The 23,148-nt window shown below is 31.5% G+C and carries 20 protein-coding genes; 8 read left to right on the top strand and 12 right to left on the bottom strand.

Annotated features, from left to right (window positions below; all coding sequences use genetic code 11):
• Window positions 1–53: 53 nt before the first annotated feature.
• On the bottom strand, window positions 54–1,568 hold the full coding sequence (gene dnaB / locus VBY68_RS02560; RefSeq protein WP_047788883.1) for a replicative DNA helicase: 1,515 nt from the start codon (window positions 1,566–1,568) through the stop codon (window positions 54–56).
• A 127-nt stretch (window positions 1,569–1,695) separates the two neighbouring features.
• Here dnaB and VBY68_RS02555 point away from each other — a divergent pair, with 127 nt between their 5' ends.
• The 3 genes from VBY68_RS02555 (at window position 1,696) to lysA (ending at window position 5,567) form a co-directional block, all read left to right on the top strand.
• Complete coding sequence (locus tag VBY68_RS02555; RefSeq protein ID WP_415268778.1) at window positions 1,696–2,769, top strand: DUF3810 domain-containing protein; 1,074 nt, start codon at window positions 1,696–1,698, stop codon at window positions 2,767–2,769.
• Window positions 2,770–2,839: 70 nt separating this feature from the next.
• Complete coding sequence (pepT, locus tag VBY68_RS02550; protein ID WP_273694367.1) at window positions 2,840–4,078, top strand: peptidase T; 1,239 nt, start codon at window positions 2,840–2,842, stop codon at window positions 4,076–4,078.
• A gap of 283 nt (window positions 4,079–4,361) precedes the next feature.
• Window positions 4,362–5,567 (top strand): diaminopimelate decarboxylase, encoded by a 1,206-nt coding sequence (gene lysA, locus VBY68_RS02545; RefSeq protein ID WP_099214472.1) that lies wholly within the window; start codon window positions 4,362–4,364, stop codon window positions 5,565–5,567.
• A 247-nt stretch (window positions 5,568–5,814) separates the two neighbouring features.
• Here the strand turns inward: lysA and VBY68_RS02540 are convergent, their stop codons facing one another.
• From VBY68_RS02540 to rpsF, 4 genes are all read right to left on the bottom strand, one after another.
• Window positions 5,815–8,967: a TonB-dependent receptor gene (locus tag VBY68_RS02540; protein ID WP_415268777.1), complete on the bottom strand. Its 3,153-nt coding sequence runs from the start codon at window positions 8,965–8,967 to the stop codon at window positions 5,815–5,817.
• 106 nt (window positions 8,968–9,073) lie between these two features.
• Window positions 9,074–9,520 (bottom strand): 50S ribosomal protein L9, encoded by a 447-nt coding sequence (gene rplI / locus VBY68_RS02535; RefSeq protein ID WP_099214474.1) that lies wholly within the window; start codon window positions 9,518–9,520, stop codon window positions 9,074–9,076.
• A 15-nt stretch (window positions 9,521–9,535) separates the two neighbouring features.
• On the bottom strand, window positions 9,536–9,832 hold the full coding sequence (rpsR, locus tag VBY68_RS02530; protein ID WP_028892048.1) for a 30S ribosomal protein S18: 297 nt from the start codon (window positions 9,830–9,832) through the stop codon (window positions 9,536–9,538).
• A gap of 3 nt (window positions 9,833–9,835) precedes the next feature.
• Window positions 9,836–10,177 carry a 30S ribosomal protein S6 gene (gene rpsF, locus VBY68_RS02525; RefSeq protein WP_099214475.1) on the bottom strand — a complete coding sequence of 114 codons (342 nt, stop codon included), beginning with the start codon at window positions 10,175–10,177 and terminating at the stop codon, window positions 9,836–9,838.
• A gap of 123 nt (window positions 10,178–10,300) precedes the next feature.
• Between rpsF and VBY68_RS02520 the strand changes: the two genes are divergently transcribed.
• On the top strand, window positions 10,301–11,197 hold the full coding sequence (locus VBY68_RS02520; protein ID WP_415268776.1) for a sterol desaturase family protein: 897 nt from the start codon (window positions 10,301–10,303) through the stop codon (window positions 11,195–11,197).
• A 67-nt stretch (window positions 11,198–11,264) separates the two neighbouring features.
• Here VBY68_RS02520 and VBY68_RS02515 read toward each other — a convergent pair whose 3' ends face one another.
• The 4 genes from VBY68_RS02515 to VBY68_RS02500 all read right to left on the bottom strand — a co-directional run bounded on the left by VBY68_RS02515 (window position 11,265) and on the right by VBY68_RS02500 (window position 15,354).
• Window positions 11,265–12,335: a hypothetical protein gene (locus VBY68_RS02515; RefSeq protein WP_415268775.1), complete on the bottom strand. Its 1,071-nt coding sequence runs from the start codon at window positions 12,333–12,335 to the stop codon at window positions 11,265–11,267.
• 66 nt (window positions 12,336–12,401) lie between these two features.
• Entirely contained in the window at window positions 12,402–13,184 is a 783-nt protein-coding gene (locus tag VBY68_RS02510) for a hypothetical protein (RefSeq protein WP_415268774.1), read from the bottom strand.
• The gene (locus tag VBY68_RS02505; RefSeq protein ID WP_099214479.1) at window positions 13,171–13,731 is read right to left on the bottom strand and encodes an RNA polymerase sigma factor; all 561 of its coding nucleotides are present in this window, start codon (window positions 13,729–13,731) and stop codon (window positions 13,171–13,173) included. Before VBY68_RS02505 ends, VBY68_RS02510 begins: the two co-directional genes overlap by 14 nt.
• Window positions 13,732–13,977: 246 nt before the next feature.
• Entirely contained in the window at window positions 13,978–15,354 is a 1,377-nt protein-coding gene (locus VBY68_RS02500) for a TPM domain-containing protein (RefSeq protein ID WP_415268773.1), read from the bottom strand.
• A gap of 155 nt (window positions 15,355–15,509) precedes the next feature.
• Here VBY68_RS02500 and VBY68_RS02495 point away from each other — a divergent pair, with 155 nt between their 5' ends.
• The 4 genes from VBY68_RS02495 (at window position 15,510) to VBY68_RS02480 (ending at window position 20,112) form a co-directional block, all read left to right on the top strand.
• Entirely contained in the window at window positions 15,510–17,726 is a 2,217-nt protein-coding gene (locus VBY68_RS02495; RefSeq protein ID WP_099214481.1) for a RelA/SpoT family protein, read from the top strand.
• Window positions 17,727–17,800: 74 nt separating this feature from the next.
• Window positions 17,801–18,250, top strand: coding sequence for a Fur family transcriptional regulator (locus tag VBY68_RS02490; RefSeq protein ID WP_099214482.1), 450 nt, complete (start codon window positions 17,801–17,803; stop codon window positions 18,248–18,250).
• A 24-nt stretch (window positions 18,251–18,274) separates the two neighbouring features.
• Window positions 18,275–19,546 (top strand): adenylosuccinate synthase, encoded by a 1,272-nt coding sequence (locus VBY68_RS02485; RefSeq protein ID WP_121146769.1) that lies wholly within the window; start codon window positions 18,275–18,277, stop codon window positions 19,544–19,546.
• A gap of 32 nt (window positions 19,547–19,578) precedes the next feature.
• On the top strand, window positions 19,579–20,112 hold the full coding sequence (locus tag VBY68_RS02480; RefSeq protein ID WP_415268772.1) for a DUF1572 family protein: 534 nt from the start codon (window positions 19,579–19,581) through the stop codon (window positions 20,110–20,112).
• 57 nt (window positions 20,113–20,169) lie between these two features.
• Here the strand turns inward: VBY68_RS02480 and VBY68_RS02475 are convergent, their stop codons facing one another.
• Genes VBY68_RS02475 through nirK form a run of 3 tightly spaced genes read right to left on the bottom strand, consistent with a single transcriptional unit; the run spans window position 20,170 to window position 23,146 of the window.
• A complete protein-coding gene (locus VBY68_RS02475; RefSeq protein ID WP_415268771.1) occupies window positions 20,170–20,889 on the bottom strand; it encodes an SCO family protein in 720 nt (239 codons plus the stop codon).
• A complete protein-coding gene (locus VBY68_RS02470) occupies window positions 20,886–21,662 on the bottom strand; it encodes a formylglycine-generating enzyme family protein (RefSeq protein ID WP_415268770.1) in 777 nt (258 codons plus the stop codon). Before VBY68_RS02470 ends, VBY68_RS02475 begins: the two co-directional genes overlap by 4 nt.
• 29 nt (window positions 21,663–21,691) lie before the next feature.
• A complete protein-coding gene (nirK, locus tag VBY68_RS02465; protein WP_121146765.1) occupies window positions 21,692–23,146 on the bottom strand; it encodes a copper-containing nitrite reductase in 1,455 nt (484 codons plus the stop codon).
• Window positions 23,147–23,148: the final 2 nt, after the last annotated feature.

Below are 23,148 nucleotides of genomic sequence, written 5' to 3'. Positions count from 1 at the left end.
AATTACTTCTAAGCAATTGTGTATTCTATAATATTTTAAGTTTTATTTAAAGATTAAAACGGAACATCATCGTCACTCGGTCCAAAAGCATCTTCTGGTGAAGCAAAATTACTAGACGCTACTTCATCGTTAAACCCTGAGTTCATACTCGATTGGAATTCACTGCTAAATCCTTCTTCTAAATCTGAGAATTTAGCCAAGTGTCCTGTAAACTTTAAACGGATATTATCCAATCCACCATTACGGTGTTTTGCTACAATAAACTCTCCTTGTCCTTCACATGGTGAGTGATCATCATCATCCCATTCTGTCATTCCATAGTATTCAGGACGATAAATAAACGATACAATATCGGCATCCTGCTCAATCGCTCCAGATTCACGAAGATCGGATAGTAACGGACGTTTACTTCCTCCACGGGTTTCAACCGCACGTGATAACTGAGAAAGTGCAATTACAGGTACATTTAATTCTTTACCTAGTGCTTTTAAGTTACGCGAAATCGTCGAAATTTCTTGTTCACGGTTACCTCCTGCCCCTCCGGCTGTCATTAACTGTAAGTAATCAATAATTAATATTTTAACTCCGTGTTGTGACACTAAACGACGTGCTTTTGCACGTAAATCGAAAATAGATAGTGCAGGTGTATCATCAATAAAAATAGGTGCATCAGAAAGTTTTTTCACCTTCACGTTTAATTGCTCCCATTCGTGTGGTTCCAAGTTTCCTTTACGTAATTTTTCAGAAGTTAATCCTGTTTCCGAAGAAATCATACGGGTAATTAACTGTACCGATGACATCTCTAGTGAGAATAATGCTACTGGGTGTCCAAAATCAATTGCCATATTTTTAGCCATCGATATTACGAAAGCGGTTTTACCCATACCGGGACGTGCTGCAATAATGATTAAATCGGTAGGTTGCCAACCTGAGGTTAATGCATCTAGTTTGGTAAATCCTGTTGCCAAACCACTCATCCCCTCTTTGGTTGATATTTCTTGAATTTTATTAATCGATTGTTGTACTAACGAATCGGCTCTTTCGGCTCCTTTTTTAAGGTTTCCTTGTGTTACTTCAAATAATTTTCCTTCGGCATCATCTAACAAATCAAAAACATCAACAGTTTCATCATATGCATTTTCAATAATTTCTGAAGAAATGGTAATTAGTTTACGTTGAATAAACTTTTCTAGGATAATTCTAGAGTGAAATTCAATATGAGCAGATGAGGCTACTTTTTGAGTTAACCCAATTAAGTAAAAATCTCCTCCTGCTAAATCTAGTTTTCCATTTTTCTTTAATTGATTTGATACAGAAAGTAAATCAATTGGCTCTGAGTTTTGGAAAAGCTCATAAATAGCTGCATAAATTTCTTGATGCCTTTTATCATAAAAAGCATCTGGATGTAAGATATCAATTACTTCATCAATCCCTTTTTTATCAATCATCATAGCACCCAGAACAGCCTCTTCTAACTCTAAAGCCTGCGGTGGTAACTTTCCTTTTTCTAAGCTTATAATTCTAGCTTTATCTATTTTTGTTCCTTTGAGAGATTGGGTTCTTTCCATAACAGCAAAAGTAAATTTTTAAGATGATATTTTTAGAGACTATGCTCAATTTTCTTTATGCACATTTTTTGTAAATAAACTGTTATTAACTTGTTGATAACGTTACAACTTTCTTATTTTTGGAGGCATGCATAACCTAAAAAAATATTTTTTTGTTGCTTTATTTTTACCTGTTCAAGTAATTTTTGTGCTTTTTATTAGCCAAAAACCACAGTGGATTGAGTTTTATTATAGTAACGGAATTTATCCTTACATTTCTCAATTCTTTCGAACTATTTTAGGTTGGGTTCCTTTTTCTGTTGGGGATATAATTGGTTTTGGTTTGCTTTACATTTTATTAAAATCTATCTATTATTTAATTAAAAAAAGGTTTCAAAACTTCCTTCCTAAGTTAGTAAAATTTATTGCAATTCTATCTATTATTTATTTTTGTTTTTATGCTTTTTGGGGATTAAATTATTTTAGACAGCCTTTGGCTAAGAATCTTGGACTAAAACAATCTACCTATACAACTGATGAGTTAATTTCAACCACTAAACATATTGTAACAGAACTAAACAAAATTCATTTACAAATAACAAAAAATGATTCAGTTTCTGTAATAGTTCCATATTCTCAAAAAGAAATTTATAAGTTAGCTCCAACCGGATTCCAAGAACTCTCAAAAATATACCCTCAACTGGCTTATCAAACTTCCTCTGTTAAAAGTTCTTTAGTTAGTTTATTTCAGTCTTATAATGGAACTTCAGGATATTTAAATCCAATAACAGGAGAAGCTCAAGTAAACAACATGATCCCTAAAACTGGTTATCCAGCAACGACCTGCCATGAAATGGCACATCAAATTGGTTGGGCAGCTGAGAATGATGCTAATTTTGTGAGTTTTTTAGCTTCAATAGCTAATAAAGATTTATATTTTAAGTATTCTGGCTACCGTATGGCTTATAACTATTGCATAGGCCAAGTTTATAAAAGAGATAAAGAATTAGGTAAAGAAATAGTTAAAACGGTAAACAAAGGTATTTATAAAGATTATAAAGCTACTTACTTACACTGGAAACAGTTTAAAAACCCTATAGAACCTTATTTCAAGAAAGGGTATAACTCTTATCTTAAAGCCAATAATCAATCTAAAGGGATTCAATCGTATAGTTATGTTGTTGATTTGTTAATTGCTTATTTTAAAAAGAAAGGTTCCTAAAAATTTCATCTTGTTTCAATTGACAAAATACATTTGAAATGGCTATTTTTGATGCTTTAAAAATACTACGATGAACAAACAACATATAATCGACCGATTTGTAAAGTATGTAACTATTGATACTGAAAGTGATCCTAATAACCCAGCATTTCCTAGTACTGAAAAACAATGGAATTTAGCTAAAGTTCTTGAAAAAGAACTTAAGGAAATAGGAATGGAAGATGTTGAATTAGATGAAAATTGCTATTTAATGGCAACGTTACCTAGTAATTTAGATTATGAAGTACCAACTATTGGTTTTGTTGCTCACATTGATACTAGTCCAGACTTTACTGGAGCTAATGTAAAGCCTCAAATTCATGAGAATTACGACGGAAAAGACATCTTATTAAACAAAGAAGAGAACATCGTTTTATCTCCTGATTATTTTGAAGATTTATTACAATATAAAGGTCAAACTATAATTACTACTGACGGTACTACTTTATTAGGTGCTGATGATAAGGCTGGTGTTACTGAAATTGTTTCTGCAATGGAATATTTAATCCAAAACCCAGAAATTAAACATGGTAAAATCCGTATTTGCTTTACTCCTGATGAAGAAGTTGGTAAAGGAGCTCACATGTTTGATGTAGAGAAATTTGGAGCTGAATGGGCTTATACCATGGATGGAAGTCAAATTGGTGAGTTAGAATACGAAAACTTTAATGCTGCTGGTGCTACAGTTACTATTCAAGGTAAAATTGTACACCCAGGATATGCAAAAGGTAAAATGATTAATTCAATGCTTATTGCTAGTGAGTTTATCAATGCTTTACCTGAAGATGAAGTTCCTGAAAGAACAACTGGTTATGAAGGTTTCTTCCACTTACATCATATGGAAGGTAAAGTTGAACAAACTACGTTGAGTTATATTATTAGAGATCATGATATGGATCAATTCAACAATCGTAAAAAAGCTATGTTAGATTTAGCTGAAGTTTTGAATGCTAAACGTGGACAAAAACTAGTTTCTGTTGAAATTAAAGATCAATATTTTAACATGAAAGAAAAAGTTACTCCTGTAATGCACATTGTTGATATTGCTGAAGAGGTAATGAAAGATATGGGAATTACTCCGTTAATTAAACCTATACGTGGTGGTACTGACGGTTCTCAATTATCATACAAAGGGTTACCATGCCCTAATATTTTTGCTGGTGGTCACAACTTTCATGGACGTTACGAATATGTTCCTGCTGAAAGCATTGTTAAAGCTAGTGAAGTAATTGTTGGAATTGCACAAAAAGTAGCTGTAAAGTTTAATTAATTTTACATACAACATATATAAAATCAAAAACTCTAGCTTCCGCTAGAGTTTTTTTATGATATTTTTACCCCTTAAAAAAATATCATTCTGTTTGAAATAAATCCCCTTAATTTTATTTCATCGCAAATATGATTCTTTTTAAAGGATTATATTATAGGAAAATTCCCTTTTGCCTAGACGTAAAACCCCTAATTTTACAAAAAAACACAATTTTGTAAATTTCTTTCATTTTATTTTTTGTAATCAGTCACCTCTATACTTTTGCCGATAAATATTAAAGTAAATGAATAGACAAGACCTTTTAAAGCTAGCTGATAAGTATCAGTCACCTTTGTATGTTTACGACACTGAAAAAATTATTTCTCAGTATAAAAAGATAACATCTGCTTTTTCTAAAGTAAAAAACGTAAAGATTAATTATGCTGTTAAAGCGTTATCAAACATTAATATTCTAAAGGTTTTCAACAAGCTTAACAGTGGTTTAGATACAGTTTCTATTCAAGAAGTTAAACTTGGCTTATTAGCAGGTTTTGAGCCTCATGAAATTATATATACACCTAATGGAGTTTCTCTACAAGAAATAGAAGAAGTAGCTAAATTAGGGGTTCAAATTAATATTGATAACTTATCCATTTTAGAGTTATTCGGACAAAAACACCCTAAAATTCCTGTTTGTATTCGTATTAATCCGCATGTAATGGCTGGTGGAAATAGCAAAATATCTGTAGGTCATATCGATTCTAAGTTTGGAATTTCAATTCATCAAGTACCTCATATAAAAAGAGTTGTTGAAAATACAGGAATGCATATTAACGGAATACATATGCATACTGGTTCTGATATTTTAGATATTGATACTTTTTTAAGAGCTACAGAAATTTTATTTGACACAGCAAGACAATTCAAAGATATTGACTTCATTGATTTTGGTAGTGGATTTAAAGTTCCCTACAAAAAAGATGATATTTCAACAGATATAAATGAGTTAGGTAAAAAGTTATCTACACGATTTAATGAGTTTTGTAAAAACTACGGTAAGGAAGTTACGTTAATGTTTGAACCTGGAAAATTTTTAGTGAGTGAAGCTGGGTATTTTTTAGCAAAAGTAAATGTTATTAAACAAACAACTTCTACTGTTTTTGCTGGTATTGATAGTGGTTTAAACCACTTAATACGTCCTATGTTTTACAACTCTTATCATTACATAGAAAATCTATCTAACCCAAAAGGAAGAGAACGTTTTTATAGTATTGTTGGGTATATCTGTGAAAATGACACCTTTGGTTCTAATAGAAGAATAAGCGAAATATCTGAAGATGATATATTGTGTTTCCATAACGCAGGGGCGTATTGTTTTTCTATGGCTTCAAATTATAATTCAAGGTTCAGACCCGCTGAAGTTATGATTTACAAAGGAAAAGATTACTTGATTAGAAAAAGGGAAACTATGGAAGATCTTCTTAGGAATCAAGAAAGTGTTACTTTATAGTCCTACACTTAAAAACTCTGACCTTTACTAAGGTCAGAGTTTTTTTAAAATATAATCAACCCCTCAAAGACTATATTTTAAAACGTTGTAATTAAAGTCCCCTATCTTTATTTACATCTACAAATATCACTTATTTATTTCAAAAATTTAACAGGAAAAGCACCCTTTATTATAAAATTTTTAACTAATAAGCAAAAAAAACACCCAAAAAATGAGTGGTTTTATAAGTTTTAAAGCTGTCTTTTTTTTAAAATATATAACGTAAACCTATTTGCATTTGCCAACGAGAAAGTAAACTAGAATCAAAACCAAATGTTTTTGTAGAATTAGGAGTAAATGTATATGTAGGTGTGTTACTTGCGTCTAAACTAACTCCTAAAGGCTGTAAATTATTAGGTTGTTGTATTACTCCCCAATCTGAGTTAATTAAATTACCTACATTTAAAATATCAAGACTTAATTGTATAGTATTTTGTTTTTCAGCAGATACATTAAAATTAAAATCTTGTAATATTTTTAAATCCCATTTACCTCTCCATGGTGCTAAAGCCCCATAACGCTCAACATACTGCCCTCTTCTTTCACTTAAGTATTCATCTTGCTGTATATAGCTTTCAAATGCAGATGCTTGAGTAGGATCACTAAATTGCATTTGATTGAGTTCTGAACTTGTTGGAACATACAATAAATCATTTACAGCAGAACCATCATTATTAATGTCTCCTCCATAAGTATAATTAAACCTTCCTCCTTGAGCATACTCAAAGAACGTTGAAATAGTCGTAGCAAACTTATCTCCACCATACGTAAACTTTTTAGAAAGAATTCCTATAATTCTATGTGTATCTCCATATTTAGAATATGATAATACATCATTATTTGCATTTCCTACTACAGGATTAAAAGCAAAAGCATCACCTGTAATTTCTGCCTCAATAGAGTTTACATCTTTTGCATTTAAGTAATTATAAGCTACACTTGTATACAATCCATTTTCAAAAGTTTTTTGAAGTTTTAAAGAAGCATTCCAAACTCGACCTTTATCAGAGTTTGTGAATACATAAGCATTGTTACCTTTATCGCTTCCTTCATATATTTCTCTAGTATCAAATGGTGTATTTAAAGTAGCACTAGGTTCTCTAAGCCCCCAGTTTTGTACATGTGCCCCATTAATATCTTTTGTATAAGAAATATCTGTGGTCGCTATAATTCCATTTTCAAATTTCCAATCTAATCCTAAATTTGTTCTCCAAACTTGTGGGAATTTAAAGTCAGGATCAACTAATTGGAAAAAACCATCGTCAGCTCCACTTACTTGGTTTCCAATCCACACGAAAGGTAAGCGTCCTGTAAACACACCTGAACCACCACGAAGTTGCATTGTATTATTTCCTTTTACATCCCAGTTAAAACCTACTCTTGGTGAAATTAACCATTGATTAGTAGGCATTTTGGTTGAAAGTAATTGCTGTTCTTCACCCGTATTAGGGTTGTAATACAATACTGAATTATCTCTCGTTGCTCCATTATCAGTATCAATAAATTTCTGAATTAAACTAGAAGTATTGAAATACAATGGTTTATCAAAACGAACTCCGTAAGTTAATTTAAACTTATCATTCATTTCCCATTCATCTTGTACATAAAATGCTAATTGACCTACATTTAGTTCAGATAATTTCCAACCTCCATCATTTCCATCTCCATTTGCATTAAATGAATTGTAAGCATTTTGAGTAGCTGCTAAATATTGTTCTACCACCCCACCAGGTTGTGCTGCAGATAAAAAAGTTGCAACATCTGGGTACGGACTAAACAATCCGTAGTATGGGAAAATTCCGAAATTAAAGGACTCGTAATTTGTTAAGTTGAATGAATTCTCAAATTCAAATTGTTCAAATGAAAAACCAACAGTAAATGTATGATCTCCTTTATAAAAGTTCATGTTGTTTGTCAACTGAAAAACTCGTTGATCTAACTTGTTATTGATAGAAAATGGTTCATGACCAGCTATAATATAATTACTACCATTACCATCTTGTATGGTAATTACTGGTGCTGGTGCAGATAACGGATTTCTAAAATCATCAAAATGTGTATAACCTATTTGCAGTTTATTAGTTGTTGTTTCTGATAAGTTAGAGTTTAATTCTAATTGGAAAGAATTTAAGTTGTTATTAATTTCATATCCTGAATTTTCAAACTGTAACGTAGAAAAACTTGGACCTCTAATTCCCAAAGCTGTCGGGTGTGCAGGAGTTTCTTTTGAAGCTCTTAAGAAGTTATAAATTAATGCTAATCTATTTTTATCATTTATATTCCAATCTAATTTAAAAATTCCTTTAGTAGATTCAGAACCATAAGTAAAACCTTCATAAGCTCCCGTATCATATCCTAAAGCAGCTAAAGCATCACGAACAGCTATCATATCCGATTCCAAAACTCTAGATTCATTAACAGCTCCGCTACCTTTATTCGGTATCCAACCAGCAGTACCTAAGTCTTCTCTATCATCTTTTTCAAAATTTGCGAAGAAAAATAATTTATCTTTAATTAAAGGACCTCCTAAACTTATACCATATTGATTTTGACTCAACTTAGGTTTTACAACTTTTTGACCTTTGATTTTACCGCCAGTCATATCCTGATTTCTGTAAAATCCATAAACTGTACCTGTAAATTCGTTAGTACCACTTTTGGTTACAGCATTTACAGAAGCTCCTGTAAATCCTGATAAAGTTACATCATACGGCGCTGTTGAAACTGAAATTTGTTCAATTGCATCTAACGAAATTGGCTGTGAACCTGTTTGACCTCCTGGTGTTGGTGAATCTAAACCAAAAGGGTTATTAAAAATAGATCCGTCTAATGAAAAGTTATTGAACTGATCGTTTCTTCCTCCAAATGAATTTCCACTCGCAGTTGGTTCTAAACGGGTAAAATCTGCAGCCGAACGTGAAATAGTTGGCAAGGTTTTTAATTGAACTGCACTAACACTTGTTTGTGCTCCTGTTCTATCATTATTAAAAACTTTACTTCTTGTTGTTGATATAACAATTTCTTCTAATTGTTCTCCATCCTCAGATAAAGTACCATCAATATTTGTTGTTTTACCTAAAGTTAAAAAAACGTTTGTTACTTCTTGTGATTTAAACCCTATATAACTAAATGTTACTTTATAAGGACCTCCTACCCTTAAGTTAGGTATGGTGTATCTTCCATTGTCTTGGGCTACAGCTCCTGATATAGTACCTGTCGGCTCATGTAAAACAACAATGTTAGCACCAAACAATGGTTCACCCTGATTGTCTGTTACAGTTCCTTTTATTTTTGATGTGGTTACCTGGGAATAAATGGATAAACTCAAAAAAACAAAAGAAAAAATTATTAATTTCTTCATAATAGTTCTGATTTTGTTTATGTTACATCCCAAATTTAAGCATAAAAAAAATCCGCTCGACCGAGCGGATTTATACTTTATTAACATGTATTTAACAATTTAGTTACTATTCAGCAACTACTTCAAATACGATGTCTACTACAACAGCTCTGTGTAAACGTACAGCAGCATTGTATTTTCCTAATCTTTTTACGTTACCTCCAGTAACTTTGATAAATTTCTTATCTACTTCAGTACCTGCTTTAGCTAAAGCTGCAGCAACATCAATGTTGTTTACTGATCCAAATAATTTATCTCCTGAACCTACTTTAGAAGCTATTTTGATTTCATAACCTTTAACAGTTTCAGCTATTTTGTTAGCATCTTCTATTAATTTAGCTTCTTTATAAGCACGTTGCTTTAAGTTTTCTGCTAATACTTTTTTAGCTGAAGAAGTAGCTAAAATTGCATATCCTTGAGGTATTAGGTAATTACGTCCGTAACCATTCTTAACAGTTACAACATCGTCTTTAAAACCTAAGTTTTCTACGTCTTGTTTTAATATCAATTCCATGTTTCTACTTCTTTATTATTTTAACATATCTCCAACGTAAGGCATTAAAGCTAAGTGACGAGCTCTTTTGATAGCTTGAGCCACTTTACGTTGATATTTTAATGATGTTCCTGTTAAACGTCTTGGTAAAATTTTACCTTGTTCGTTTACTAAATACATTAAGAAGTCTGCATCTTTGTAATCGATGTATTTAATACCGTTTTTCTTGAAACGACAGTATTTAGCTTCCTTTTTAGTTTCGATATCAAGCGGAGTTAAGTAACGTACTTCTCCTTGCTTGTTTCCTTTTGCTTGTTGTTCTATAGATGCCATTTCTTACTTTTTTGCAGATTTAACACGGTTTCTTCTCTTTTCAGCCCAAGCTGCAGCATGCTTATCTAACTTTACAGTTAAATAACGCATAACGCTATCGTCACGTCTAAACTCTAATTCAAACGGAGCAATTGCATCACCTGCTACTTTGTACTCAAATAAGTGGTAAAATCCACTTTTTTTCTTTTCGATTGGATAAGCTAATTTTTTTAAGCCCCAATCTTCTTTAGAAATCATTTCTGCACCTTTAGAAAGTAAATAGTCCTCAAACTTCTTTACTGCTTCCTTTATCTGAGTTTCAGATAAAACGGGATTCAAAATGAAAACAGTTTCGTAATGATTCATAATTAAATTATTTAAAATTTATTTTTAAGCCTGCAAATATACTGCTTTTTAATCCATAAACAAACTCTACGACTTAAATAATTTAATGATTTTGTGTAAGTTTGTAACTAAACACTCTTTTTTATGCAAATCCCTGAAATTCCTAATTTAATTCATTATGCTATTCCTTTTTTTATCTTAACTGTTATTATAGAGGTAGTACTAACTGTTAAAGTTAAACTAGAGGATTATGAATTTAAAGATGCTGCTACATCCATAACTATGGGATTAGGTAATGTTTTTATAGGACTATTTACCAAAGGATTAATATTTGGAGTGTTTTTATTTCTTTATCAATATCGCCTATTTACTATTCCGTTTACTTGGTGGGCTTGGTTTATTTTATTGTTTGCTGAAGACTTTGCATACTACTGGAACCATCGAATTGCACATGAAAGTAGGCTCTTTTGGGCCAGTCATGTGGTACATCATTCTTCAACTAAATACAATTTAAGTACTGCTTTACGTCAAACTTGGTCAGGAAGTTTTTATACTTTCATATTTTGGGCACCATTAGCTATTATAGGCTTTCATCCATTAATGATAGTAACTCAAATAAGTATTAGTTTGTTATATCAATACTGGATTCATACTGAGCTTATTGATAAAATGCCTAAATGGTTTGAAGCTGTTTTTAATACTCCTAGTCATCATAGAGTTCATCATGCTACAAACCCTCAGTATCTGGATAGAAATCATGCAGGAATCTTTATTATTTGGGATAAACTTTTTGGAACTTTTGAACCTGAAATAGAAAAACCAGTGTACGGTTTAGTTAAAAATATAAATACGTATAACCCAATTAAAGTGGCTTTTATTGAATGGTATAATATGTTCAATGATGTTTTTACTAGTAAAACCACATTAGGGAAGAGGTTTCTGTACTTTTTTAAACCTCCTGGTTGGAAACATGATGGTACTGGAAAACTTTCAATGCATTTGCGTAAAGAATGGGAAGAAAATAAAAAAGGAGAAGTTTAAACTTCTCCTTTTTTATTGGCACCGTCAAAAGGAAATAATCCTCAAAAGCTAGCCTCAATGTAGTTTACTAATTAATATCAAATCGAAGACCCAATGAAATATTTCTTGTATCTGTATTTTTAAACAATGGATTTAAATCATATTTAGCATATAACCCAATTCCTTGGTAAGCAACATAAGCACTTAATCCGTAGTTATATTTGTTCATATTAAAGTTATTCTTCTGAACTTCTTCAACTGTAACTCCTTGGGTATTTTTATATTCTAAATACTGACGAGTTCCTAACTTGAATCCAAAGAAACCACCCACTCCAACTTGGAAGCTTTGATGCGTTCTATCAACAATTTCTCCATCAGAATATTTTTTGTTTTTCGAAAAATCGAACTCTAAATGCATTGGAAAGGTCATTTGTACATGTCGTAATCTACTTTCAGAAAGTTGTTCTGGGTGAATACTTAAATTTGTTTCATTTCCATTTACAGTATGATATTGATTGTTTTTAGCTCTTAAATTATTCCATAGAAAAGAAAAACCGTATTTAAAATATGCTTTTGATGGTTCTTTTGACAACCGTGTTTTCCATGTAAAACCTAACTCATAAAAGTGCGATTGCCAAAACTTATAATCTGACTCCTTTAAAGAGCTTAGTTTATTATTTGTTAATGTATTATTTGCTCCTATAGCAAAAACAAATTGTGTTGTAGTTCTTTTTCTTCTTCTTTTCTTTTCTCTTTCAACTTCATCTTCTTCATCGTCAGAAAAGTTTAGTCTGAACTTAAATTTTGCTATTTCAAAAGTTTGCTCTCGTGATTCTTCTTCATTGCTAAATATTTTACCTTCAATTTTGTCTTGTACAAGTTGTTGTAGTTTTTGTTCCTGAAAACTAACTTTTTTCTCTATTTGAGCTGCATGGTAGGCTGCTGCTTCTTTTTTTAATATAGCAGCTTCATCAAATGTTATTTTATTCTTTTCTAATTTTGCATTAATCTCTTTTACTTTAATCTTTAAAGAGTCTTTTTGCTGCTTAGTAATACTATCAATACTCATTGATATTTTCTTTACTTCTTTTTCAAATACTTTTTCTTGAGATTGGACAATAGTTGTTACAAACAACACTAATAATAGTATTCTTTTCATTTTAATAATTTTAAATTAAATTGATAATAATTTGGAATGGTTAATTATCGATAATTAATATGCGCTTTATTTGTTTCTATCTACAATCGCTACAGCAATGTCTGATATTTTTGATTTTAATTTTTGCATAAAGTCTCCTTTAAATTCTTCATCATCAATCGTTCTTTCAACTTCTGCTAAAATGATGTTTGGGTCTATTTTTAAGTTTGACTTTTTCAGCTCGTCTTCAATAGTTTTTAACACATCTTCTCTCTTTACTTTATTTTTCGCATAGTACTCTTTAACCTCTTCAGAACTATGTGTTACTGCAAATAGTAAGTCATCACTATTCACTCTAACTCTTGAATTAAACTCTTTCTTTTTTGTTACTATTGGCTTATCTAACTTTGCTACTACCTCCTCTTCTTTTGGTTGTTCTTCATTTTGGATATTTTTAAAGACTATATCTTTTTCTTTTAAGGTAGAATTCTTAGTTGTAGTAATCTTTTTCTTCTTTTTAAGCAATTGCTTTTCTTGTTGATTTTCTGCTGCCTCCACAACAGCTTCCTCAGTATTTCTAAGGAATTTTTCTATGCCTTTATTATTAATTTTTAATGTATCAATTGGAATATCAACTATAACTTCTTCTATCGTTTCTTTTGAATCTGAACCTGTAAAATAGAAAGCTACAAAGCTTATTAACAAAGCTAAACTAGCTGCATAACCTACATATAAAAACCAGTTTCTTTTCTTTGTTGTCTCTTGATTATCTAAACGAGCCTCTAATCTTTCCCATGCTGAATTAGATGGTTTTAGTTCTCTGTTTTTTAGCTTTTCTGCTATATGTTTGTCTATATTATTGCTTGACATTTCTTACTTGATTAATTTTCTCGTAACTTGCTTGTAAACATTTACGAGCTTTAAATAATTGTGACTTAGAGGTACTTTCAGAAATTTGTAATTTTTCTGCAATCTCTGAATGTTTATATCCTTCAATAGCATATAAATTAAAAACTAACTTATATCCTTCAGGTAATTCATCTATTAACTTTTGTATATCTTCTACAGATGTGTTTTCAAGACTTTCTGTTGCAGCACCATTAAAAACAAAGTCTTCATCTGATACTTGAACAGGATTCTTTTTTCGCAAATAACTTATACAGGTATTTACCATAATTCTACGAATCCAGCCTTCAAAGCTTCCATCTCCCTTAAATTTTTCAATATTGGTAAAAACTTTAAAAAAACCTTGCAACATTAAATCTTCTGCATGATGTAAATCTTTAACATACTGCCTACAAACTCCTAACATTTTTGGGGAGTGCTGCTCAAATATTAATTGTTGAGCTTCTCTACTCTGTTTCTTTGCTTGTTTTATAAGCGAAGCTTCTTTATTATGTAGTGAAATAATTTTCAAATCAATAGGTACGTTTTTATAGCCTTACAAATATAAAGACTACTGGATTTGAAAAAAGGTTGCCTGAAGAATAAAAAAACCTCCGAACTTTTTAAAAGACCGGAGGTTCAAATACCATAATTAAATGATATTTCAGGGGGGACTAGCTCTTTTTGTGTCTCCTCTGAATTCTGAATTATGATACAAAGTTATACTATATCAACAAATATATGTACAGGAAAAAGCCTAGATGTTTATTTTTTTTATCTACCAGCTTACTCCTGCTCCGCCCCCGCCTGAACTACCTCCTCCAAAACTTGAAGATGATGACGATGAGGATGACCATGAAGATCCTCCTGAACTAGAAGAGCTACTACTTCTTTCTAATCTTGGAATTATTATTGTTTTACTTTCTTGATAGTTACAGTTTTTACATAAATAGTCTTCCTTTTTTTCGCCACTAGAGTCGTAAGTTGCTTTACGTATAATTTTCGTACTAATTCTTCCATAGGTTTTATAACCACATTTTTTACAATTAGAATACTTTCTACTAGAACCTTCATACTCTAAAATCAAAATATCACTTTCATCTTCTGTAACCCAGACATCATATTCTTTTGACTTAATTTTTTCTTCAAGAATTTGTGCTTTCTCTAAAAAACTGTTTTCACTCCATTCATCTTTTAAGTAAAGTTGCTTTCCGTTCTTTTTACTAAAACGAGGAGAAAATCTATATCGTTTAAGCTTAGCTTTTACATATCTATTAATAAAATAAAGTGGTAATGGAAATAAAAAGAGTAAACAACCTAACCCTAGCTTACTCATATCTTGATATTTATCATAAAGATCTTCCTTAGATTTATCTATTGATTTAGCTTTTATACTAAACCAACCTCCTATAAATAAGCCAACTATTGAATAAAAAAGTAGGTATAAAAAAAGCGGATTCTTAAAAAAATTAGTTTCCTCTTCATTATAATAATTAATGTTCTGAGCATAAATTTCATCAATAATATCAGGTTTATTAATTATTTCTTCTACTCTAGAAACAGCAGATAGCAATCCTTTACCAAATTCTCCTTCTTTAAAATACGGTACAATCTCGTCTGTTCCTATTCTATGGCAAACAATATCAGTTAAAATAGGCTCTAACCCATACCCTACCTCAAATTCTGTTCTTCGTTGATCTATTACCGTTAAAATAAGTAATCCATTACCGACTTCTTTATCGCCTATTGCCCATTCTTCAAATAATTTAACAGTAAAATTTTTAGGTACTTCCTTTCCTATACTTTTAAGAATAACAACAGCTACTTGCGCTGTTGTATTTTGTTCTATTTCCCAAAGCTTTAAATTTAATTGTTGCTCTTCAATTTCATTTATATAGTTATTGGGGTCAGATATAAATCCATTAGCACCATTCTTTTTTGGGTTTGGAACTTCTTTAACCGAATAAACTTCTTTTTGAATATATTTTGGAGGAATAAAACTATCAGGATATGTTTTTTGAGTTTTTACTTCTTCTTCCTGAACCTCTTTTTCTATTAAAGTTGTGGCTTTATTTTCTTCACCAACAACTTCCTGAAAGCTATACACTTGAAAAACAACAAATAACAACAGGAAATTTAATACGTACTTTTTCATCTTTTATATACTCTAAATTCTTTCTATTTTCTAGTATTTTTTTCTTGCTTGTAAAAGTAACAAGTTTACAACAAACATTTCCCTACAAAACTTGCCCAATATAATTCTTTGTACTACTTTTATTATAAACCTAATGAGTAAAAGAGTTTTATTATATGAGTTATAATGCAACGATAGAAGAAGAAAACAAAGAGATAGCAAATAGGTATAAAAATTTATTAAAAGGTACATATCAAACATTATCTGAAGATGATAAAAAACTGATACGTAAAGCTTTTGATATTTCTGTAGAAGCACACTCTGAACAACGTAGAAAATCAGGAGAACCTTATATTTATCATCCTATAGCTGTAGCTAAAATAGTTGCAGACGAAATAGGTTTGGGGGCAACTTCTATTGCTGCTGCCTTACTACACGATGTTGTTGAAGATACGCACTATACCTTAGATGATATGGAGCGTTTGTTTGGAGAAAACATAGCTCGTATTGTCAGTGGATTGACTAAAATCTCAAACCTAAAGCAAGAACAAGATTACTCTATACAAGCAGAGAATTTCAGAAAAATGTTACTCACATTGCATGATGATGTTCGAGTAATACTTATTAAAATTGCTGATAGATTGCACAATATGCAAACTATGGATTCTATGCCTCCTCATAAGCAGGTAAAAATAGCCTCTGAAACCTTGTATATTTATGCTCCTCTTGCACACCGTTTGGGACTTTATAATATTAAAACTGAACTTGAAGATCTTGGTTTAAAATATACAGAACCTGATGTTTATAGAGATATTGCTAACAAAATAAAAGAAAGCAAAGAAGACCAACAAAAGTATATTGATAGCTTTACTAGTGTTTTAAAAGAAGCTTTAAATAAAGAAGGTTTTGCTTATGAAATAAAAGGTCGTTTTAAATCTATTTTCTCTATTCGTAGAAAAATGCGTAAACAAAACGTAACTTTTGATGAAGTGTATGATAAGTTTGCTATTCGTATTATATATAAGCCTACTTCTGAAGATGAAAAGTTTGATGCTTGGAAAATTTATTCTATAGTTACTGACTTTTTTAAGCCAAATCCTGCTAGGTTAAGAGATTGGATTTCCCAACCAAAATCAACAGGATATGAGGCATTGCACATAACGGTAATTGGCCCTCAAGCAAAATGGGTAGAAGTTCAAATTCGCTCAGAAAGAATGGATGAAATAGCTGAAAAAGGTTATGCTGCTCATTTTAAATACAAACAAGGTTCTGTTAAAGAAAATGGCTTAGAAGGATGGTTAAATCGTTTAAAAGAGAGTTTAGAAAACCAGAGTTTAGATGCTGTAGATTTTGTTGAAGATTTTAAACTAAACCTTTATGCCAAAGAAATCTATGTATTTACTCCAAAAGGAGATTTAAAATCACTTCCTAAAGGAGCTTCAGCATTAGATTTTGCCTTTTCTGTACATACCGATGTTGGATTAAAGTGTCGTGGAGCAAAAGTAAACGGAAAGCTAGTGCCGTTAAGTCACGAATTAAAAAGTGGAGATCAGGTGGAAGTACTTACTGCCTCTAACAACAAACCTAATGTGCGTTGGTTAGACTTTGTTATTACGGCTAGAGCACGTGCTAAAATTAAATCGGCTTTAAAAGCAGAAGAAAAGAAAATAGCAGAAGAAGGAAAAGCTGTTTTACAACGAAAACTACGTCATTTAAAAATCAACTCAAATGAAAAAGTTATTCATGAGTTAGCCAGTTATTTTGGCTTAAAAACTAGCTTCGATTTATTTTATCGAGTTGGTAATGGTGCTATAGACAATACACAACTTAAAGAGTTTGTTGCTCAAAGAAGTAATCGTCTTATGGGGTTCATCAAGAATACCTTTAGACGTTCTCCTTCAAAAGAAATATCAGAAAAAGAAGAAGTTACTAATAAATATGATGCTTTAGTTTTTGGTAAAGAAGAGCAAACGTTAGATTATACTTTAGCTAAATGCTGTTCTCCTATTCCTGGTGATAAAGTTTTTGGATTTGTAACTATTAATGAAGGAATTAAGGTACATAAAAATGATTGCCCTAATGCTATTTCGTTACAGTCTAACTATGCTTACAGAATTATGCCTGCTAAATGGATTGATTCTACCAAGCAAGAGTTTACAGCTATTTTACACCTTTCTGGTATGGATAATAAAGGAATCGTAAATAACATTACTAGAATAATTTCTAATAGTATGGATGTGTTTATCCATAGTATTAATATTTCTGGAGACAATGGTGTATTTGATGGAAAGCTATCGTTAAGTGTAAAAAACAAGACTCAACTAGATAAATTAATTAATAACATGAAACAAGTAGAAGGCGTTCAAAAAGTTGAGCGTGTTAATACTTTGTAAATTTCGTTTTTAACATCCTTGTATTTTATCAAGAAATAAACGTAAATTTGTCCTTTCGTAAAATTTAAAAATAAATGAGTAATTCAGCCGAAAATCAAGAAATTGTAAAAAAAGTATTCACTTCTTTTTTAGAAGAGAATAAACACCGTAAAACACCTGAACGTTACGCTATTTTACAAGAGATTTACGATGCTGATGAGCATTTTGATATCGAATCTTTATACATTAAAATGAAAAACAAAAACTATCGTGTTAGTAGGGCTACACTTTACAATACGATGGATTTATTGTTAGACTGCGGTTTGGTACGTAAGCACCAATTTGATGGGCAGTCAATGGCTCGATATGAGAAGAGTTACTTCGATAAAAACCACGATCATGTTATACTTACTGACAGTGGTGAAGTGAAAGAGTTTTGCGATCCTCGAATTCAAATTATCAAAAAAACAATTGAAGATGTTTTTGATATTGATATTCACAATCACTCATTATACTTCTACGGAACAAAAAGAAACAACAAATAAAACACACACTTAACAACACACTAAATGGCAGTAGATTTATTACTTGGTTTACAATGGGGAGACGAAGGAAAAGGTAAAATTGTAGACGTTTTAACAAAAAACTACGATATTATTGCTCGTTTTCAAGGAGGTCCTAACGCAGGTCATACCCTAATTTTTGATGGAAACAAGCATGTATTACACACAATTCCTTCAGGAATTTTTCATAAAACAGCCTTAAACGTGGTAGGTAACGGAGTAGTTATCGATCCTGTTATCTTTAAAAAAGAATTAGAAAATTTAGATCAACATAACATTGATTATACTTCTAAATTATTAATTTCTCGTAAAGCACATTTAATTTTACCAACACATCGATTATTAGACGCTGCTTCTGAAACTTCAAAAGGAAAAGCAAAAATCGGATCTACTTTAAAAGGAATTGGGCCTACTTATATGGACAAGACTGGTAGAAACGGAATGCGTGTTGGTGATTTAGAATTAGACAACTGGAAAGAAAAATATAGAGCTTTAACTGAAAAACATTTAAGTATGTTAGCATACTTTGATGTTCAAATCGATTATGATTTAGATGAGTTAGAAGCTGAGTTTTCTAGAGGAATTGAAAAATTAAAAACATTACAGTTTATTGATTCTGAAGAGTTTTTAAATAACGCTATCAAAGAAGGTAAAACTATTTTAGCTGAAGGAGCTCAAGGATCATTATTAGATATCGATTTTGGAACATACCCGTTCGTTACTTCTTCAAACACAACTGCTGCTGGTGCTTGTACTGGTTTAGGAGTTGCTCCTAATAGAATTGGTGAAGTTTTCGGTATTTTTAAAGCATACACTACTCGTGTAGGTTCTGGACCTTTCCCAACAGAGTTATTTGACGAAGACGGAGCTACTATGGCTAAAGTTGGTCATGAATTTGGAGCTACAACAGGACGTGCTCGTCGTTGTGGATGGTTAGATTTAGTTGCGTTAAAATATGCGGTTGATGTAAACGGTGTTACACAATTAATGATGATGAAAGGTGATGTATTATCTGGTTTCGATACTTTAAAAGTTTGTACTTCTTACAACTATAAAGGAGAAGAAATTTCTCACTTACCTTATAATATTGAGCCAGAAAATGTAAGTGTAAACTATACTGAATTCAAAGGTTGGGAAGATGATTTAACAAAAATGACTTCTGCTGATGAATTACCTCAAAACTTATTAGACTACATCGCGTTTATTGAAAAAGAAACTGGTGTACCTGTAAAAATAGTTTCTGTAGGTCCTGATAGAAAACAAACAATTAATAGATAAAATTTAAAGGAGCTCAATTGAGCTCCTTTTTTATGATGGTAAAAGAATACTTAGAGAATATCACTACCCAATTTAAATCGTATAAAGAGGTAGCTGATAAAACGATTGCACAACTAGAAGAAAAGGACTTACACTGGAAATACAATGAGGAAAGTAATAGCATTGCTGCTATTATTGTACATGTATCTGAAAACATGTTATCTCGTTGGACAGACTTTTTTACTTCTGATGGAGAAAAAGATTGGAGAGATAGAGATGCTGAATTTGAAACTCATGATTTATCTAAAAATGAATTAATTGCTCAATGGGAAAAGGGTTGGAATTGTCTTTTTTCTGCTTTAGACTCATTAAATGAAGAAAATTTTAATCAACCAATTCTTATCAGGAATAAACAAGTTAAACTAATTGAAAGTATTACCAGACAAATAGCTCATTTTCCTTATCATATAGGTCAAATAGCTTATATAGGTAAGATGATTTTAAACGATAAATGGCAAACTGCTTCAATACCAAAAGGAAAATCAAAAGAGTTTATACAGGCTCAATTTGAAAAAAACAATTCATAAAAAAAACGTCTTTTAGAAATTTCTAAAAGACGTTTTTAATAGGAAACATATGGCAGCTTATTTTTTTACTGTTTCCAAAATACTTGCTACAGTTTCTTTATTGTCTACACCTAAACCTTCTTGTTGATGCACTAACTCCCCTTCCGGATTAAATACACTTATTATATTTGAGTGTGAAAAATCTAACGGAGAAATTTGTTTGTATTTTACTGCCAATACATTTGCAAACTCTCTAACTGATTCTTCTGTACCTTGTAGAAAAGTCCAATGCTCATCATCCATATAATTTTCTTTAGCAAAAGATTTAAGTTTTTCTGGAGTATCATTTTTAGGATCAATACTGATTAAAACATATTGTAAATCACTATTGTACTTTTTTGGTATTTTAGCCTCAATATTACGCATATCAGCCACCAATCTTGGGCAAGCAGCTTTACAAGTAGTATAAATCATGACCATTACCAAAGTTTTTCCTCTTAAATCTTCTAAATGAATACTTTTGTTTTCTTCAGTTTTCCATTCTGATGTTAAATTGAATATAGAACTTTCAGAAATATCAGTGGCTAAAGCTATTTCTTTAGCCTCTTTTTGATCTTTTTGTGTTAAATCCATTTTACAAACTGGACAAACTCCTTCTTCAGTATACGTTTTATCTCCCTCACATAACATTGGGCATTCATATACTGTTGCTAAACTCATATTATTCTTTTCTTTTTTACATGAACTCAATAAAGTAATTGAGAAAAGAAGTATCGTTATATATTTTACTACTTTCATTGTGCTGTATTTTTATTTTTTACACATCTAAAACCTAAGTTTCGCATTGTGTATTTAGCTTTTAAGCTTCCACGAGTAGCATAACGCATAAAAGCTGCATAATTCATTAAATCTGTTGATCCTATTGCTGCACTTCCGCAAAACAAATTACTATCGTTATCAACGTCTTTTCTAGACTCTCCCGATACCAATACTGAATTAAAATCGGAAGTCCATTCCCAAACCAACCCGTGCATATCATAAACTCCCCAATAATTCTTAAATGTTGACCCTATAACATTATCGAAAGTTCTTGGTTTTTCATACCATCCTAAAATGTATTCATTATACATTTTTAAAGTTCTTGCATCGGGTAATTTCTGATTAGCCATTCCCACATATTCCCATTCATCCACAGTAGGTAATCTTTTTCCTTTACTTTCACAGTAACATTTAGCTGCAAACCATGAAACATTGGTTACCGGTGATTTTAAACTAAGCTTCTCTCCTATTTCTGTATCACTTTTCCAATTAATAAGATAACTTTTATCAGCAAACAGCTTAATTACTTTAGATTTTCTCCACTTCGGATTTTCTTTTACAAACTGTAAAAATTCTTCATTAGTTACAGGGTATACATCCATTAAAAAATCTTGAATCGTAACTGTTGCTGAATCTCTACCGTACAAAGGAATATAACTCCCTCCTTTAATAGGAACCATTTTAGATTGACAATTCATATGGAAAATGCCTAAGAAAAATATACAAATTGTCAATCTTAAAATAGTTTTCATTTCTTTTAATTTAAATTTTAACTACGTTTTTAGTGAGCGCTTTTTACTTCCATTACAGTATTTACACTAACATTGGTTTTATTATTGCCCCATGAGTTGTAAACATAAGTTAGTACATCTGCCACTTCTTGATCATTCAACGCTTGTTTAGTCATTACACTATTATATTTTTGACCATTTACAGTTATTTCTCCTGTTTTACCATGTAAAACAATATCGATAGCTCTCTTAACATCAGCATTTAAGTAGTCTGATTTTGCTAAAGGAGGAAATGCATTTGGAATTCCTTCACCATTCGCTTGGTGACAAGCAAAACATGTTTTCGTATAAATCTGTTTACCATCAGCTATTTTTTGTGCTAATGTTTTTTCTTGTTTAGAAGCAACGGCCTTATCTTCTTTACCATTTGGCATTTCTTGAATAGTACCTCCTTCTGGGTTATAAATACCTTCTTGTTTTACCCCTGAATAAACCTTTTTACTCTCTTCTCCTTTTACCTTTAACATTCCTAAAGCTCCTTTATTAAAAGCTCTAAAAATAGCGTGATCTACTAAAATAAAAGTACCAGGAACGTCAACTTTAAAATCAACGATTGCTGCCCCTCCTGCTGGAATAGAAGTTGTTTGAACATTTTTATTAATTACATCCCCTCCTTCTATATGTACATTGTCAAAAATTTCACCAATAACATGGAAAGATGATGTTAAGTTAGGCCCTCCATTACCTACAAATAAACGTACTGTTTCGCCAACATTAGCAGTAATTGCATTATCTCCCGTTAAGGCTCCTACACTTCCATTAAACACTACATAATCCGCATCTTCGTCTACTGCTTTTCTCATATCAAAAGCTTGTAAACCTGGCTCTCCATTTTCTCCTTTTGTATAGAAGTCTCCTTGCATAATGTAATATTCCTTATCAACCTTTGGTAAACCTCCTTCTGGCTCTACTAAAATTAGTCCATACATTCCGTTAGCAATATGCATTCCCACAGGCGCAGTAGCACAGTGATATACATATAATCCAGGGTTTAATGTTTTAAATGAAAATGTTTTTTCATGACCTGGAGCTACAAATGATGAAGTTGCTCCCCCACCTGGTCCTGTAACTGCATGTAAATCGATATTATGAGGTAATCTATTATCTGGATGATTTGATAGTGTAAACTCTACTTCATCTCCTACTCTAGTTCTTATAAAGCTTCCTGGAACAGAACCACCAAACGTCCAATAAACATATTCTACACCATCAGTCATAGTTCCTTCTTTTTCAAGAATTTCCATGTTTACCAGTAACTTTTTTGCGGATCTATTACCAACAGGTGCTGGAACATGAGGAGGAGCTGTTAATTCTGCTTCTATCGTTCCTTTAACTGCTATATCTGAAGCGCTCTTCATAGCTATACTTTCAGACTTTTCATTTTTACAACTAGCCATTAAAAACATAGCTGCTAAAATCATTAAAATTGTTTTCACTTGTTTCATCT

Origin of the sequence: Tenacibaculum ascidiaceicola, assembly GCF_047470925.1 — a bacterium.
Classification (GTDB): Bacteria; Bacteroidota; Bacteroidia; order Flavobacteriales; family Flavobacteriaceae; genus Polaribacter; species Polaribacter discolor.
This window is presented reverse-complemented; position numbering and strand designations above follow the sequence as displayed.

Excerpts from the sequence above, each read along its gene's own strand:
- dnaB (WP_047788883.1), bottom strand. The coding sequence starts at position 1,568 with ATGGAAAGAACCCAATCTCTCAAAGGAACAAAAATAGATAAAGCTAGA.
- VBY68_RS02555 (WP_415268778.1), top strand. The coding sequence starts at position 1,696 with ATGCATAACCTAAAAAAATATTTTTTTGTTGCTTTATTTTTACCTGTT.
- pepT (WP_273694367.1), top strand. The coding sequence starts at position 2,840 with ATGAACAAACAACATATAATCGACCGATTTGTAAAGTATGTAACTATT.
- lysA (WP_099214472.1), top strand. The coding sequence starts at position 4,362 with ATGAATAGACAAGACCTTTTAAAGCTAGCTGATAAGTATCAGTCACCT.
- VBY68_RS02540 (WP_415268777.1), bottom strand. The coding sequence starts at position 8,967 with ATGAAGAAATTAATAATTTTTTCTTTTGTTTTTTTGAGTTTATCCATT.
- rplI (WP_099214474.1), bottom strand. The coding sequence starts at position 9,520 with ATGGAATTGATATTAAAACAAGACGTAGAAAACTTAGGTTTTAAAGAC.
- rpsR (WP_028892048.1), bottom strand. The coding sequence starts at position 9,832 with ATGGCATCTATAGAACAACAAGCAAAAGGAAACAAGCAAGGAGAAGTA.
- rpsF (WP_099214475.1), bottom strand. The coding sequence starts at position 10,177 with ATGAATCATTACGAAACTGTTTTCATTTTGAATCCCGTTTTATCTGAA.
- VBY68_RS02520 (WP_415268776.1), top strand. The coding sequence starts at position 10,301 with ATGCAAATCCCTGAAATTCCTAATTTAATTCATTATGCTATTCCTTTT.
- VBY68_RS02515 (WP_415268775.1), bottom strand. The coding sequence starts at position 12,335 with ATGAAAAGAATACTATTATTAGTGTTGTTTGTAACAACTATTGTCCAA.
- VBY68_RS02510 (WP_415268774.1), bottom strand. The coding sequence starts at position 13,184 with ATGTCAAGCAATAATATAGACAAACATATAGCAGAAAAGCTAAAAAAC.
- VBY68_RS02500 (WP_415268773.1), bottom strand. The coding sequence starts at position 15,354 with ATGAAAAAGTACGTATTAAATTTCCTGTTGTTATTTGTTGTTTTTCAA.
- VBY68_RS02495 (WP_099214481.1), top strand. The coding sequence starts at position 15,510 with ATGAGTTATAATGCAACGATAGAAGAAGAAAACAAAGAGATAGCAAAT.
- VBY68_RS02490 (WP_099214482.1), top strand. The coding sequence starts at position 17,801 with ATGAGTAATTCAGCCGAAAATCAAGAAATTGTAAAAAAAGTATTCACT.
- VBY68_RS02485 (WP_121146769.1), top strand. The coding sequence starts at position 18,275 with ATGGCAGTAGATTTATTACTTGGTTTACAATGGGGAGACGAAGGAAAA.
- VBY68_RS02480 (WP_415268772.1), top strand. The coding sequence starts at position 19,579 with ATGATGGTAAAAGAATACTTAGAGAATATCACTACCCAATTTAAATCG.
- VBY68_RS02475 (WP_415268771.1), bottom strand. The coding sequence starts at position 20,889 with ATGAAAGTAGTAAAATATATAACGATACTTCTTTTCTCAATTACTTTA.
- VBY68_RS02470 (WP_415268770.1), bottom strand. The coding sequence starts at position 21,662 with ATGAAAACTATTTTAAGATTGACAATTTGTATATTTTTCTTAGGCATT.
- nirK (WP_121146765.1), bottom strand. The coding sequence starts at position 23,146 with ATGAAACAAGTGAAAACAATTTTAATGATTTTAGCAGCTATGTTTTTA.